The sequence below is a fragment of the Saccharomonospora sp. NPDC046836 genome (genome assembly GCF_040645195.1).
Taxonomy (GTDB): domain Bacteria; phylum Actinomycetota; class Actinomycetes; order Mycobacteriales; family Pseudonocardiaceae; genus Prauserella_A.
The window spans coordinates 56,719-71,459 of the sequence record NZ_JBEYXW010000024.1 but is presented as its reverse complement, the minus strand read 5'-3'; the positions used below and the strand labels follow the sequence as shown (position 1 = coordinate 71,459).

Below are 14,741 nucleotides of genomic sequence, written 5' to 3'. Positions count from 1 at the left end.
GAAACACACCGGTCTCAACGCCAGGACGGTAGCCAGAGCTCGGCCTGCCACCGGGCGTTCGTGATCGGGTCGCCGTTGAGGATCGGCCACAGCCAGACGAAGTTCGCCACCACCAGACCCACGTACAGGGCCACCAAAAGTAACCCGGTGCCGCGTCGTTCGAAGCCCTGTCTCGCCGTGCCGAGCAGCTGGCCCAGCGCGAGGGTGAGACCGAGAACCAGGAACGGTGCCATGGGGGTGGCGTAGAAGTAGTACATCTGCCGGTCGAGGTTGAGGAACCACGGCAGCAGGCCGGCCAGGTAGCCGATCAGCACGGCGGCGTAGCGCCAGTCCGCGCGGAACAACCAGCGCCACAGGCCCCAGCCCAGCATCGGCAGCGCCAGCCACCACAGCGCAGGTGTGCCGATGAGCATGGTCGCCCGCACACACTCGGTCTCCCCGCAGCCGGTCGCCGCGGCGCCCGACTCGTAGTAGTAGAGCATCGGCCGCAGGCCCATCGGCCAGGTCCACGGCTTGGACTCCCACGGATGCGGGTTCCCGGAGGGGGTGGCCAGGCCCTCGTGGAAGGAGAGCACGTTGAACGTGTAGGTCAGGAGTGAACGCAGCGCCTCGGGAACGAAGCCGTAGGCGCCGCCCGCGATGTCGTGGGTCTCCACGTAGTGCCGGTCGGTGGCGGTCTCGCTGGCGAACCAGGCCCACCACGTACTGATGTAGACGAGTACCGACACCACGCCGATGCCCCACAGTGCCGGCGCGAGATCCCGGCGCAGCACACCCAGCCACGGCCGGGGCACACCGGCGGCCTTGCGCGCGGCCACGTCGAACGCCACGCACAACAGCCCGAACGCCACCACCCAGTACAGGCCGTTCCACTTCACGCCCGTGGCCAGCCCAAGGAAGATCCCGGTACCGAAACGCCACCAGCGGAAGCCGAGCCGGGGACCGTACGGCGACTCGCCGACCCAGCCCTCGCGCACCGCGACCGCGAGCCGCTGCCGCACCTGATCGCGATCCACCAGCAAACAGCCGAACGCGGCGAGCACGAAGAGCGCGCTGAAAATGTCCAGCATCCCCATCCGCGACTGCAGATGCAGGACACCGTCGCAGATCACCAGAATGCCGGCGATCCCGCCGAGCAGCGTCGAGCGCGTCAGCCGCCGCGCGATGCGGATCGTCAGCAGCACGATCAGCGCGCCGGCGAGCGCGGCGCTGAACCGCCAGCCCCAGCCGTTGTACCCGAACAGCCACTCGCCGACCGCCATGAGCTGCTTGGCCAGCGGCGGGTGCACCACCAGCTCGTAGCCGTAGTTGTCCTCGGCGCCGCCGTTGCGCAGCATCTGCCACGCCTGCGGTACGTAGTGCTTCTCGTCGAAGACCGGGGTGCCCTTGTCGGTGGGGGATCCGAGGTTCTGGAAGCGCACGAGTGCGCCGATGGCGGTGAGCACGATCGTGACGACGAGCGCGCGCATCCGGTCACCAGGCATGGGAGTACCCAGCAGGGTCGCCTCGCGATCGCTCGGTGGCCGCCGCGCCCGCCCCGTTCCGGGGCCCACGCCGCCCAGCGTGCGGGTGAGGAGTGCGGTCACGAGGCCCGATCCTACGACCGTCTCGGTCACCCCGCCGTCGCGCCACCCGGCTAGCCTCGGGGCGTGCCTCTTGTACTGGCCGGGACCCCACTCGGCGACTCCCGTGACGCCTCGCCGCGCCTGGTGCAGGCCCTCGCCGACGCCGAGGTCATCGCCGCCGAGGACACCCGGCGGCTGCGTTCGCTGGCCGCCGCGCTCGGTGTCGCCCCGCGTGGCCGGGTCGTCAGCTTCTACGAGGACGTCGAGACCGCGCGGCTGCCGAAGCTGCTCGACGCGTTGCGGGCGGGGCAGACCGTGCTGCTGGTGACGGATGCGGGCATGCCCAGCGTGTCCGATCCCGGGTATCGCCTGGTCGCGGCGTGCGCGGCGGAGGAGCTGCCGGTGACGTGCGTGCCCGGCCCGTCCGCGGTGACGACGGCGCTCGCGCTGTCCGGCCTCGCCCCCGACCGGTTCTGCTTCGAGGGCTTCGTGCCGCGCAAGACCGGTGAGCGAGGGCGCTGGCTCGCGGCGCTGGTCACCGAGCCGCGGACCACCGTGTTCTTCGAGTCGCCGCACCGGCTGGCCGCGACGCTCGCCGAGGCCGCGGAGGTGCTCGGCGACCAGCGCCGGGCCGCTGTGTGCCGCGAGCTGACCAAGACCTACGAGGAGGTGCGCCGCGGCACGCTCGCCGAGCTGGCGGCGTGGGCTGCCGACGGGGTGCGTGGTGAGATCACCGTTGTGCTCGCCGGGGCGGCACCCGTGCAGGCGAGCGTTGCCGACCTGGTGGCCGAGGTGACCAGGCGGGTCGGTGCTGGGGAACGGCTGAAGGCCGCGGCCGCCGAGGTGGCGGTAGCCGCCGGGGTGTCGAAGAAGGAGCTCTACGACGCGGTGCTCGCCGCCCGCGACACGACCGGCTAGCTCGGCGGCGAGGCGAGGAGCTGCTCCAGGGGCGCGACCTTGTGCAGGCATTCCTCCCACTCGGCTGCCGGGTCGGAGTCGGCGGTGATACCGCCGCCGACACCCACCGCCACGCTGCCGCGGTGGATCTCGAACGTGCGGATCGCGACGTTCAGCTCCAGCCCGGCAACGGGGGAGGCCAGCCCGATCGCCCCCGTGTAGACGCCGCGTGGTGTGTGTTCCAGGTCGGCGATCTCGGTGAGCGCGCGGATCTTGGGAGCGCCGGTGACCGAACCCGGCGGGAACGCCGCGCGCAACAGGTCGGCATCGTCGCAGTGGTCCGCGAGCACACCCTCGACCGTCGAGTCGAGGTGCCAGACTCCTGGCGCGGCACGCACGGCGAGCAGTTCGGGCACACGCACGCTGCCGATCTCGCACACACGGCCGAGATCGTTGCGGACGAGATCGGTGATCATGACGTTCTCGGCGACGTCCTTCACCGATTCCCGCAGCAGCCGGGCCTGGTGGTCGTCGCGGGCGCCGCGACGCGGGCGGGTGCCCTTGATCGGGGTCGACTGCACTCGCCTGCCGGAGCGGGCCAGGAACAGCTCCGGTGACATCGACACGACCGCGCCCCATGACCCCGCGAGGTAGGCACCGCGCGCAGGCCGCAAGCGGCGTGTCCCCTCGGCGAACAACGCGGGCGCATCCCCCGCGAAACGTCCCGTGAAGCGCGTGCAGATGTTGGCTTGGAAGAGCTCGCCCGCCTCGATGGCGTGCACACATGCCTTGACGGCCGCGTGGTGCTCGGCGGGCAGCGGCCGGTCGAGTGTGCTGCGCTGCCAGGTGGGGCGGGGCGGCTCCCGCGTCAGCAGGTCACCGAGCTCCGCCGCCAGCGCGACCGGGTCCGGCTCACCATCGGGCACGAGCGCCTCGAACCACCACCGCCCGTCCCGATCCAGCCGCAGTACGTGATCGGCCCACCCCCAGACAGCCGGGGGCAACGGCGTGTGGCGCCCGGACGGATCGGTGAGGTCATAGGACAGGTAACCGAACCAGCCACCGCCGACGGCCCCCGCCGGGGCGTCCCGGACCGTGGGCTGCCCGGCCGGCACGGCGAACGCCGCCTCGGCGCCGTGGACCGGGGCGGGCTCGACGCTGGGCGCCAGCACGGCCCGTGAGCCGAACCAGTCACCGGACAGCGCGGCGGGCCCCGGCGTGCCGAGGGTGCGGGCGCGCTGCTCGAGGAGCAGGAGTGCCTGCTCAGCGGTGATGTCCGCCCGCAACGCCGTCCGTGTCACGCGCATGCCGACATTGTCGCTGCCGTTACCGTCGAGCCGATGATTCGGGTGCGTGAGACGACACGGATTGGCCAGGTGACCGGCGCGGGCTCGGCCAACAGGACCGACGAGCGGTTCGGCATCGTGGCCACCGATCTCGGGATCCTCTGGGACGGCGACGACGGCAGGGTGTTCGTACTGTTCGGCGACACCTACGGCGAGGGCTGGGGCGGGCACGGCGCGGGGCCGGGTACCGCGGACTGGCGCCGCAACGCGCTCGCCTACTCCACCGCCCGCGAGCTCGGCTCCGGACTCACCCTCGACGGCGTGGTGGAGCGACCCGGCGGCGGTGCGGGTCAGGTCATCCCGTCCGGTCGTGGCCGCGAGGTGACGGTGATTCCCAACGGCGGCATCGCCGTCGAGGGCAGGCAGTACGTGCACTACATGTCGGTGCGGTCCTGGGGGACGCCAGGGACCTGGCGCACCAGCTACGCGGGCATCGCCGTGTCGGCGGACGGCGGGCGTACATGGCGCAAGCCGCGCTCGGCGCGCTGGCCCAACCGCTGGCGTGGGGACAGCCGTTTCCAGATCGGCGCGTTCGCGCGCTCCGGTGAGCACGTCTACCTGTTCGGCACCACCAACGGCAGGCGGGACGACGCCTACCTCGCGCGCGTGCTGCCGTCCTCGCTTCTCGACACCGGCGCCTACGAGTACTTCGACGGCACCGGTTGGACGCGCCGCGAGCGCTCGGCCACGCCGGTGTTCGCAGGCCCCGTCGGTGAGATGTCGGTCGGCTACAACGTCCATTTCGGATGCTGGCTGATGATGCACCTCGACGAGAGCAGGCAGGGGATCGTGTTGCGCAGCGCGCCCGAGCTCACCGGGCCGTGGACCCACGGCGAGGTCGTGGTGTCCGGAAAGGAGTATCCGGCGGTGTACGGCGGTTTCCTGCACCCGTGGTCGCTGATGGGTCCAGACCTCTACTACCTGGTCTCGCAGTGGGGTCCGTACAACGTCTTTCTCACCCGCAGCAGGCTGACCACTACAGCAGCACATCCGCCAGCGTGAACGGGTAGACGAGCGCGTCGACGCCGGCCCCGTGCTGGTGCAGCCCCAGCCTGGTGTGGAACCAGCCCGGCCTGCCGGGAATGCCGTTGTGCCGCACCAGCCACAACACCACCTCGCGGTCGGCCCACTTGTCCGGCCGGAACCGGTGCAGCCAGTCCTCGTAGGGCGCGTAGACGAGTACCCGCCGGATACCGGCGGCCTGCCGCACCGCCTTGATCCACGACCTGATGAACCGGTCATCCACGCCGTCCGCGCCGACGTCCAGTGCGGGTGCCAGCGCACCGGGGGCGAAGGCGCCGAGCGGCATGCCCGTGCGCACCACGTGCCGCGCCTGCTCCTGCACGGCGCCAGGGCGGGCGTAGTGCCGGATACCGGCGCTGATTCCCGCCGCGAGGGCGTCCCGCAGCTGGCGGGCTGCCGCGTCGTCGGTCCAGTTGAGACTCTCGGTGATGGTGATCGAGGCGAAGGAGAACGCATGCTCCTTGACCGCGGGCCAGTCGTCGACGGTCTCGTGCAGAGATAGATCGATCCCGTGCTCGGCGCTCTGCTCCGTCACTACCGCCCCCATTGACCTCGACATATGCGGTGAGGGCCACCCTACGTGCGTTGTCCGCCGGTCGGGTGGCCCTCACTGTACGGGCGTGTCTCGCCCTGCCTCAGGCGTTCTCCCGCCGGAACGTGCGGGCGCCCCAGAACACGGCGAGCGCGCACATCACCATGAGTACCACGCAGCCGGTGAACAGCGCGTCCATCGTGATGTCACCGCGGAAGCTGGCTCGTTCCGCATCCACGATGTGCGTGAACGGGTTGATGCGCGAGATCGTGTAGAGCCAGTCCGGCGCGAGGCCCGTCGTGATCGGCGGCAGGATCCCGGAGAGCAGCAGTAGTGGCATCAGCACGGCGTTGAGCAGCGCGGGGAATGCCTGCTCGTTCTTGATCGTCAGCGCGAGCGCGTACGAGGCCGACGCCAGCGTGATCGAGGTGAGGCCGACGATCAGCAGGCTCAGCACGATTCCGCTGAGTGGCGCGTTCAGATCGAACACGAGGAACGCCAGCACCACAGACGGCAGGACCGCAAATCTGCTCCGAGCGTGCAGCTGCGCCGTACTTATCCGACCGGGTCACTGGCGCCCCGGTCTGCGACGTCGCGGCCGCGTTGTCGGTGCTCGGCCGCAGACAGGCCGACGCCAGCTGAGCCGCTCGCAGCGGCCAACGGAGTAGCGGCCGCGTTCGGTACGACAAAAAAAGACCCGGCCCCGCAGTAGCTGCGAGAACCGGGTGGTATACGCCCATCATACATGGACGCCGCGGGCTTTTACCAACCGTCCGGCTTGCAGCACGGCCCGACTGGTTCGGGCAGTTGGTGGTCGTAGAAGTCGTAGGGGCGGAGTTTGCGCCACCAGTGCCGGCCGGCGCCCGTGTCCGGTGATCCGCGCAGGTCGTGGGCGGTGGGGTTGGTGCTCGGGTTCACCGTGGCCACGGGGACGTGTTCGCGGGCGTGCCGGAGCGGGAAGTGCAGATCCGAGTCGTTCGACAGCACCATCGCCGCGTCGACGCGTCCGGAGAGCACTCGATGAGCAGGTGGCTGGCCACGTTGACGTCGGAGCCTTTCTCCTCGAACGTGCTCACCGTGACCAGCAGCTCCTGGTGTCCTTGCGGGCCGGTGATCTCCTCGGCGGGCAGCCACGAGGGCATCTGTGCCGCGCCGGGCGAGCCCACACGCCGCACCGGGCGGCCATTGCGGGCCTTCGCCACCAGCACACCGGTCTTGGTGCGCGGCGCGTATTTGCCGTTGACCACTTCGAGCTGCGGGGTGTGCTGGTGCAGGGCCTCGACATAGACCTGCTGGTCCTGCCGTGAGGTGGAATCGCCCTCGCGGTCGCGCGGGGCAGTGCAGTAGACCAGCCGTTCCAGGGTGGCCCCGGGCCACACACGGGGGTTGATCAGCGACATCGCCAGGCCCGCGAGGTCGAGCCAGCGCCATCCCGCGGTGCCTCGGCCGCAATGCGAGCGGGCATCGTAGTAGACGTTGAACGCGTCCACGTAGACGCCCACCCGCATCGGCTTCACGTCGTCCTCGGCCACCGTGGCACCGTAGCGATCAGAGCCTCGCCAGTCAGTAGCACCCAGTCGTTCCTGCAGCCACCGAACTTCATTGAGAATCGGCTGCTCGGCGTTGGATTCCCGGGTTTGGGCGGCGGTGTGGTCGCCGCTGCCCAGGGCAAGGTGGAGATGGGCGCGGCCGATGTCTCGGTCGAGGTGGGCCTGGCTGTAGTAGCTGATCCAGTCGGGCTCGTCCCCGTCTGCGCGGGTGAAGGCGTTTTGAGCGCGGTTGGTGGCGGTGAGGCAGTCGGCTTCGCGGTGCGGGCTGGCGAGGCCGAGAGCGCGGGCGTGGCGGGTGTGTGTGACGGCCTTGGCGACGGGGGTGAGCCGCTCGGCGAGGACGAGGGCGTTCTCGGGCGTCGTCGGGGCGGTTTTGTGCACAGCGAGGTTGGCCAGCTCGGAGAGCGCCTTGGCGCGCCATGCCAGCTCCCAAAGGAGGACGCGGAGCCCGTGGTGCTGTACGGAACCTTGAACAGCACCACGGCCAGTCTCCTCAACGCGATCGGCCACGGCGTAGATCCTGCGGAAGTGGTCACGAGGCTGGTCGACCGGGTTGTTCACCACCACCCGTTCTCGTGGGAACGGAGAGGCTGGAACAGGACTGCGCATGGTCATGCGCGTGAAACACGTAGTAACCAGGAAATGTCAGGCGGACATGGCCGACCTGCGGGTTCGTTAGCCGCTGAGCTGTCGGTCAGGGTTGGCTCCGAGCGCCGCGTTCGCCCGGGCTTGCAGCCGGTCCGCTGTTGAGCACCTTGCCCAGCAGCAGTGCCACGCGGCTGTGCGTGATGAATCGAACCGGGCTGGACCCGGGCCCAGCGGTTGGCCGACCACGACAACAGCTCCTGTCGCACCTGGTAGCCGTGCGCGCTGCCATACATGCGCACGACCCCGAGCACCAGCAACCGGGTCGCGGACAAGGCCCTCCTTAACCTTCCCAGCTAACAATGCACGAGACGCCATCCGTAGGCTAAACAGGCATGAGCACCCCTGTGTTGACAGCGGTGGCCTGGCCCTACGCCAACGGTCCCCGCCACATCGGCCACGTCTCCGGTTTCGGCGTCCCGTCGGATGTGTTCTCGCGCTACCAGCGAATGGCCGGCAACCGGGTGCTCATGGTCTCGGGGACCGACGAACACGGCACGCCGATCCTGGTACAGGCCGACAAGGAGGGGCTGACCCCGCAGGAGACCGCCGACAAGTACACCCGCCAGATCGGCGAGGACCTGCGCGGCCTCGGGCTCACCTACGACCTGTTCACCCGCACCAGCACCGGCAACCACGCCGAGGTCACCCAGCAGATCTTCCTCGCCCTGTACCGCAACGGCTACGTGGTACCCAAGACCACGACCGGCGCCGTCAGCCCGTCCACCGGGCGGACGCTGCCCGACCGCTACATCGAGGGCACCTGCCCGATCTGCGGTTACGACGGCGCGCGCGGCGACCAGTGCGACAACTGCGGCAACCAGCTCGATGCCGCAGAGCTGATCAACCCGCGCTCGCGGGTCAACGGTGAGACGCCGAAGTTCGTCGAGACCGAGCACCTGTTCCTCGACCTGCCCGCGTTCACCGAGACGCTCGGCAAGTGGCTGTCCACGAAGACCGACTGGCGGCCCAACGTCGTCAACTTCACCAGGAACCTGCTCGACGACATGCGGCCCCGGCCCATCACCCGTGACCTCGACTGGGGCGTGAAGATCCCGCTGGACGGCTGGCGGGACCAGCCGATGAAGCGGTTCTACGTCTGGTTCGACGCGGTCATCGGGTACTTCTCGGCCAGCGTCGAATGGGCCCGCCGCAGCGGCAACCCGGACGCCTGGCAGGAGTGGTGGAACAACCCCGACGCCCGTGGTTACTACTTCATGGGCAAGGACAACATCACCTTCCACGCTCAGATCTGGCCTGCCCTGCTGCTCGGCCACAACGGCGCGGGCGACAAGGGCGGCGAGGTCGGGCCGTACGGGAGGCTGAACCTGCCGGACGAGATCGTCTCCAGCGAGTTCCTCACCATGAGCGGCTCCAAGTTCTCCACCTCGCGCGGCACCGTGATCTACGTCAACGACTTCCTCCGCGAGTTCGGCCCCGACACGCTGCGCTACTTCATCGCGGTCGCCGGTCCCGAGACACAGGACACCGACTTCACCTGGGAGGAGTTCGTCCGCCGCACCAACTTCGAACTCGCCAACGAGTGGGGCAACCTGGTCAACAGGTCGATCTCGATGGCGCACAAGAACAACGGCGCCATCCCGGCCCCGGCCCGGCCCGCGCAGGCCGACGAGGAGCTGAAGGCGCTGTCGCGCAAGGCATTCGAGACCGTCGGTGCGCACCTGCAGCGGTCCCGGTTCAAGCAGGCCGCAGGCGAGGCCATGCGCGTGGTCTCGGCCGCGAACCGCTACCTGTCCGACCAGGAGCCCTGGAAGCTCAAGGACGACACCGAGCGGCGTGACGCCGTGCTGCACACGGCGCTGCAGGTGGTGTCGGATGCCAACACGCTGCTGACCCCGTTCCTGCCGCATTCGGCGCAGAAGGTGCACGAGGCACTCGGCGGCAGCGGGATCTGGGCGGCGCAGCCCGAGCTGCAGGAGGTCGAGGACCTCGACATCCCCGGCCGCACCAACCCGATCCTGACCGGCGACTACACCACCGAGCAGGCGCGCTGGGAATCCGTGCCGATCGAGGTGGGCCGCCCGCTGGCCAAGCCGACCCCGCTGTTCGCCAAGCTCGACCCCAAGCTCGGTGAGACAGGCCCAGAATGGGCCCCCATTGAGCCGTGAACATCCGCCGGTGCCGGACCCGCTTCCGGCACCGGCGATCGACTCGCACACGCACCTGGACGCCTGCGGCGCCGTGACGGCAGCCGACGTCGCCGAGCTGCTCGACCGGGCCGAGTCGGCCGGCATCGCGCGTGTGGTGACCGTCGCCGACGACCTCGCCGCCGCACGCTGGGCCGCGCAGGCTTCCACATGGGACGATCGCGTGTACGCCGCGGTCGCTGTGCATCCCACGCGCACCAAGGACTTCGGCGATACGGAGAAGTCCGAAGTGGAGCAGCTCGCCCGCGGGGAGCGGGTGGTAGCGATCGGCGAGACCGGCCTGGACTACTACTGGGACTACTCACCGGCAGAGGCGCAGCAGGCCGCGTTCCGCTGGCACATCGACCTCGCGAAGCGGCTCGGCAAACCGCTGATGATCCACGACCGCGAGGCCCATGAGGACGTGCTGCGGATCCTGGACGAGGAGGGCGCGCCGGAGACCGTGGTGTTCCACTGCTTCTCCGGGGACGGCGAACTGGCACGCCACTGCGCCGACGCTGGGTACGTGCTGTCCTTCGCGGGCACCGTCACCTTCCGCAAGGCGACGGGCCTGCACGACGCCGCGCGGCTGGTCCCGGCGGATCAGTACCTCGTGGAGACCGATGCGCCGTTCCTCACCCCGCATCCGTTCCGCGGCAGGCCGAACGAGCCCTACTGCGCCGCGTACACGGTGCGCGGGCTCGCCGAGCTTCGCGGGGAGTCCGTCGAGGACGTGGCGAACGCTGTCCGTACCACTGCGGAACGGGTGTTTCGACTGCAGCCTGTTACTTCGAGTTGAACGGACTGCGACATTCGTGCGAGCCCATCCGTCGACTGGTGTAGTGACAAAGGTCACGACGCTCCGGGGTGTGTTTGCGCAACCCCGCAGCCTTCGTTACTGTCCCGTGACCGTACCGGATGGTGGTTCGCATCGAGTCGCCAACTGGTTGGCCCACAGTCACGTCGGTGTACGTCGGGGAGCGCCTCACAGGGCGCTAGGGACGGCGCTGACTGGGGGAGTCCTGGCCTTACGCGAAAGGGATCGACCCTGTGACTGGTAGCTACGGGCGCACTGACGCGGACCTCGACGCCGCGCCGAGACCCGGCGGCGCCTCGACGGCCCTGCTCGACCGGTCGGCCGGCCTCGGAGGGGTCGAGTTCTCCGACGACCCCCGCGTCACCCGTCACGACGTCCTCATGGCGCTCGGTCCCGATGCCGACAACCTGATGTCCGAGGCGGACGTCGACGTCGACGAGCTCATCAGGCTGATCAACGCCGAGACCACGATGCTCCCGCCGATCGTCGTTCCCGACGAGGCCAGTGCGGACCGTGTCGGCAAGACCGCGCAGGTGCTCGCGGAGCCCGAGGACGGGCTCGCCACCGCGGTCAAGACCTGGAAGAAGCGCTTCCTCAAGGGCGCCGTCCTCGCGGTGATGATCACGCTCACCGGCGGCGGTGCCGCGGCGCTCGCGATGAATAAGAGCGTCACCCTCGACGTCGACGGCGAGCGCCAGACGGTCCGCAGCTTCGGCGGCACCGTCGGCGAGGTGCTGCAGGATGCCGGCGTCACGGTCGGCGCGCACGACTCGCTCTCCCCCTCGCCGCAGGCCGCCGTCGGCGACGGTGGCGTCATCAAGCTCGAGCGTGGGCGCCTGCTCACCATGGTGGTCGACGGTGTGGAGCGCGAGGCGTGGGTCCGCGCCACGACGGTCGATGAGGCACTGGGCCAGCTCGGCCTCGCGGACCTGAACACGCAGGGCACCTGGTTCTCCACACCGGTCGCCAGTGAGGTGCCGCTCGACGGCATGACCCTGGAGATCAAGACCCTCAAGAACATCACCCTCTTCGACGGCGGCGGCGACCCGCGCGAGGTGTCCACGAACGCCCTGTCCGCGCAGGAACTGCTCACGGAGCTCGGGCTGAGCCTCGGCCCGGACGACGAGGTCGCCGGCGGCCTCGAGTTCAAGCTTCTCGACGGTGCCGAGGTCCACATCAGCCGCACCGGCGTCTCGGTGGTCAACGAGACCGAGGTGATCGAGCCCGAGGTCGAGACCGTCGAGGACCCTGAGCTGGAGCAGGGCACGGAGATCGTCGACAACGAGGGCACGCCCGGCGAGATGATCGTCACCTACCGGGTGACGAAGAAGAACGACCAGGAAGTTGCTCGCGAAGAGCTGTCGAGCAAGATCGTCAAAGAGGCCGAAGCAAAGATCGTGCGCGTGGGCACGAAGCAGCCCCCGCAGCCGGTGGTCACCAACGGCGGCACGTGGGACTCGCTGGCGCAGTGCGAGTCGGGCGGCAACTGGGCCATCAACACGGGCAACGGCTACTACGGTGGTCTGCAGTTCAACAAGAGCACCTGGGACGCCTACGGCGGCAGCCAGTACGCGTCCTACCCGAACGACGCGACCCGCGAGCAGCAGATCGCGATCGCCACGAAGGTCCGTGACGACCGCGGCGGCTACGGCGCGTGGCCGGCCTGCTCCTCCAAGCTCGGCCTGCCGCGCTGAGGCATTGCGGGGGCGACCCCCGCAGCCCCACGGTGCGGGCTCCTCGCCTTGGCGGGCGTGGTTCCGTCGAGCCTGACCAGCAGGTCGTCTGTAGTTGTTCCCCAAGGCCACCTTGGTTGCATTCAATGCAACCAAGGTGGCCTTGGGTGCTGAAAGGTCGCTTCGCTGCTGCTGGGGATGCGCTCGTGGGGGGCGTCTAAGGTGATCCGGTGACGGATACACCGGGCTTGCTCGGGCCCGCCGAGATCCGCGGGCTGGCTGCTGAACTCGACGTGCGGCCGACCAAGAAGCTCGGCCAGAACTTCGTGCACGATGCCAACACCGTGCGCCGCATCGTCGACCTCGCCGGAGTCGGAGCCGGTGACGTGGTGCTGGAGGTCGGCCCCGGCCTCGGGTCGCTGACGCTCGGCCTGCTCGGCACGGGTGCACGCGTGGTGGCCGTCGAGATCGATCCGGTGCTCGCCGGCCGCCTGCCGGAGACCGTGCGTGCACATGCCCCCGCGTCCGTCGAAGCGCTGACCGTTCTCGGAGCCGATGCGTTGCGGCTGCGGGCGAACCAGCTTCCCGAACCGCCGACCGCGCTCGTGGCGAACCTGCCCTACAACGTGGCCGTGCCCGTGGTCCTGCACCTGCTGGCCGAGCTGCCGTCACTGTGCCACGTCCTCGTCATGGTCCAGACCGAGGTCGCCGACCGGATGGCCGCGGGCCCCGGCAGCCGGGTCTACGGCGTCCCGAGCGTGAAGCTCGCGTGGTACGGCAGCGCGCGCAAGGTCGCGGCGGTACCGCGGGCAGTGTTCTGGCCGGTACCGAATGTCGACTCCTCACTCGTGGCGTTCGAGCGGGGTGAACCGCGTGGCGGTGCAGACCGCGCGGCGGTCTTCGCTGCCGTCGACGCCGCGTTCTCCCAGCGCCGCAAGACACTGCGGGCGGCACTGGCGGCGTGGGCGGGTTCCGCGGAGCGGGCCGGCGAACTGCTGGTCGCGGCGGGCATCGACCCGCGCACGCGCGGCGAGCAGCTCACGGTGGACGATTTCGCCCGACTTGCGGCACTAGTGTGATCTCGCTCCGCAGGCTTGCGCAGCGGTAGCCGGTTCGGGTGTACTTTGAGGGCATCCATCCCGAGCGACTGAGAGACCTGGCTCGCCGACGTCGCAGCAACCACCCGCCGAGGGCAGGTGCTAACGCCAGGACCGATGGAGGACTCGTGTACCGCTCGCGAATGCTCACCAGGCGCCGCGTCGTCGATCAAGGTCGTCGCACGGTCAGTGCGTGTCGTAGCTCCAACGCCATCGCCTGACCCAATCCGCTTCCTTCCTCTTCGCCTTTCTCCAGCGACCGTCCCAGACTTGGCGGCCGTCGCTGTGAGCTGAGCTGCCTTGGAGCTTTCGTGATCACCGTCGAAAATGTCAGCAAGTCATTTTCCAGTAGCGACACCGGTACGCCGGTCGTCGCGCTGCGCGATGTGAGCCTCGCGGTGCAGGCGGGCTCGCTGTACGGGGTCGTCGGCCCGGCCGGTTCCGGCAAGTCGACGCTCGCTCGCTGCGTGGCACTTCAGGAGCGGCCGGACCGCGGTGTCGTGCGGTTCGACGGCCTCAACACCGCCACCCTGGATGGCCGCAAGCTGCGCGACACCCGCCGCCAGCTCGCCGTGCTCGACCCGCGCCTGCAGCCGGAGCGGACGGTCGCCGGTAACGTCGCCGCGCCGCTGGAGCTGCTCGGTGTCGATGGCCCGCAGCGGCGCCAGCGCGTGGCATCCCTGCTCGACCTGATCGGCCTGTCCCGGCGCGCCGGACAGCTGCCCAACGAGCTGACCTCGGGCCAGCGGCGCCGGGTCGCCCTCGCGAGGGCACTCGTCGGGGGCCCTGCCGTGCTGCTCGCCGATGACCCGACGAACGGCGTGACCGCCGAGGAGTCCGGTTCGGTACTGGCAGTGCTGGACCGCGCACGCGCCGAGCTGGGCGCCACCGTGGTCGTCACGACGCCCGATGCCGGGGTGGCGCGGCGCGTCTGCGACGACGTCGCCCTCCTCGATCAGGGGCGGGTCGTGGAGAGCGGCAACGTGCTGGGGCTGCTCGGCAAGGCAGGCAGCCGGATCGCCAACGAGCTGCTGCCCTCGATCGAGACGTCGCGAGCGCAGGCAGCGCAGTACGACGTCGCCGTCGACGTGGTGCTGATCGGTTTCGCGGCCGTTGGTGCGCTGCTGCCCGAGGCGGCCGGCCGCTTCGACGTCGAGCTGGCCACCATCGGCGGCGGGCTCACCCGCGTCGGCGACACACCGGTGGCGCGGTTCCGGCTCGGTGTCCGCGGTCAGCGGGCCGATGCCGCGCTGGCCTGGATCGTCGAGCGCGGTGGCCACGTCACCCACACCCTCTACGGCCTCCGCAACGTCGCCGCCTGACTGAAGAGGCTGTTGGTCATCTGGGGAGCGGTGCGGGTGGCGGAACCCGCGGCGGTGCAGGTTGTGTAGGTGGCGAAAATGCGGCTACGCCGCTTGAGAAGCTGTCTGGCGTTGGATCAGTAGTCCG

12 protein-coding genes, 2 pseudogenes and 1 riboswitch are annotated in these 14,741 nt (G+C 69.8%); of the genes and pseudogenes, 7 read left to right on the top strand and 7 right to left on the bottom strand.

What is annotated here, in order from left to right; translation table 11 throughout:
* Positions 1-14 precede the first annotated feature (14 nt).
* Complete coding sequence (locus ABZ863_RS24575; RefSeq protein WP_358539768.1) at positions 15-1,586, bottom strand: phospholipid carrier-dependent glycosyltransferase; 1,572 nt, start codon at positions 1,584-1,586, stop codon at positions 15-17.
* Between the two features lie 63 nt (positions 1,587-1,649).
* On the opposite strand from ABZ863_RS24575, the gene rsmI reads away from it, so the two are divergent.
* Positions 1,650-2,483 (top strand): 16S rRNA (cytidine(1402)-2'-O)-methyltransferase, encoded by an 834-nt coding sequence (rsmI, locus tag ABZ863_RS24570; protein ID WP_358539765.1) that lies wholly within the window; start codon positions 1,650-1,652, stop codon positions 2,481-2,483.
* Here rsmI and ABZ863_RS24565 read toward each other — a convergent pair.
* Positions 2,480-3,769, bottom strand: coding sequence for an aminodeoxychorismate synthase component I (locus tag ABZ863_RS24565; RefSeq protein WP_358539762.1), 1,290 nt, complete (start codon positions 3,767-3,769; stop codon positions 2,480-2,482). The two genes, rsmI and ABZ863_RS24565, sit on opposite strands and share 4 nt — an antisense overlap.
* A gap of 33 nt (positions 3,770-3,802) precedes the next feature.
* Here ABZ863_RS24565 and ABZ863_RS24560 point away from each other — a divergent pair, with 33 nt between their 5' ends.
* Entirely contained in the window at positions 3,803-4,810 is a 1,008-nt protein-coding gene (locus ABZ863_RS24560) for a DUF4185 domain-containing protein (protein WP_358539759.1), read from the top strand.
* On the opposite strand, the gene ABZ863_RS24555 is transcribed toward ABZ863_RS24560, so the two are convergent.
* From ABZ863_RS24555 to ABZ863_RS24535, 5 genes and pseudogenes are all read right to left on the bottom strand, one after another.
* A complete protein-coding gene (locus ABZ863_RS24555) occupies positions 4,785-5,366 on the bottom strand; it encodes a GH25 family lysozyme (protein WP_358539756.1) in 582 nt (193 codons plus the stop codon). The two genes, ABZ863_RS24560 and ABZ863_RS24555, sit on opposite strands and share 26 nt — an antisense overlap.
* A 100-nt stretch (positions 5,367-5,466) precedes the next feature.
* A pseudogene (locus ABZ863_RS24550) lies at positions 5,467-5,883 on the bottom strand (ABC transporter permease); the annotation flags it as partial.
* A 242-nt stretch (positions 5,884-6,125) separates the two neighbouring features.
* On the bottom strand, positions 6,126-6,281 hold the full coding sequence (locus ABZ863_RS24545) for a hypothetical protein (protein ID WP_358539753.1): 156 nt from the start codon (positions 6,279-6,281) through the stop codon (positions 6,126-6,128).
* Positions 6,278-7,480 carry a hypothetical protein gene (locus ABZ863_RS24540; RefSeq protein ID WP_358539751.1) on the bottom strand — a complete coding sequence of 401 codons (1,203 nt, stop codon included), beginning with the start codon at positions 7,478-7,480 and terminating at the stop codon, positions 6,278-6,280. Before ABZ863_RS24540 ends, ABZ863_RS24545 begins: the two co-directional genes overlap by 4 nt.
* A gap of 215 nt (positions 7,481-7,695) precedes the next feature.
* Positions 7,696-7,833: pseudogene (locus tag ABZ863_RS24535) on the bottom strand (PadR family transcriptional regulator); the annotation flags it as partial.
* A gap of 60 nt (positions 7,834-7,893) precedes the next feature.
* On the opposite strand from ABZ863_RS24535, the gene metG reads away from it, so the two are divergent.
* The 5 genes from metG to ABZ863_RS24510 all read left to right on the top strand — a co-directional run bounded on the left by metG (position 7,894) and on the right by ABZ863_RS24510 (position 14,614).
* Positions 7,894-9,687, top strand: a complete 1,794-nt coding sequence (gene metG / locus ABZ863_RS24530) for a methionine--tRNA ligase (protein WP_358539748.1) — start codon at positions 7,894-7,896, stop codon at positions 9,685-9,687.
* Positions 9,677-10,504, top strand: coding sequence for a TatD family hydrolase (locus ABZ863_RS24525; RefSeq protein ID WP_358539745.1), 828 nt, complete (start codon positions 9,677-9,679; stop codon positions 10,502-10,504). Before metG ends, ABZ863_RS24525 begins: the two co-directional genes overlap by 11 nt.
* A gap of 323 nt (positions 10,505-10,827) precedes the next feature.
* The gene (locus ABZ863_RS24520) at positions 10,828-12,216 is read left to right on the top strand and encodes a transglycosylase family protein (protein ID WP_358539834.1); all 1,389 of its coding nucleotides are present in this window, start codon (positions 10,828-10,830) and stop codon (positions 12,214-12,216) included.
* A gap of 209 nt (positions 12,217-12,425) precedes the next feature.
* Positions 12,426-13,274, top strand: coding sequence for a 16S rRNA (adenine(1518)-N(6)/adenine(1519)-N(6))-dimethyltransferase RsmA (gene rsmA / locus ABZ863_RS24515; protein WP_358539742.1), 849 nt, complete (start codon positions 12,426-12,428; stop codon positions 13,272-13,274).
* Between the two features lie 52 nt (positions 13,275-13,326).
* Positions 13,327-13,416, top strand: a riboswitch (SAM riboswitch).
* Between the two features lie 187 nt (positions 13,417-13,603).
* Entirely contained in the window at positions 13,604-14,614 is a 1,011-nt protein-coding gene (locus ABZ863_RS24510; protein ID WP_358539739.1) for an ATP-binding cassette domain-containing protein, read from the top strand.
* Positions 14,615-14,741: the final 127 nt, after the last annotated feature.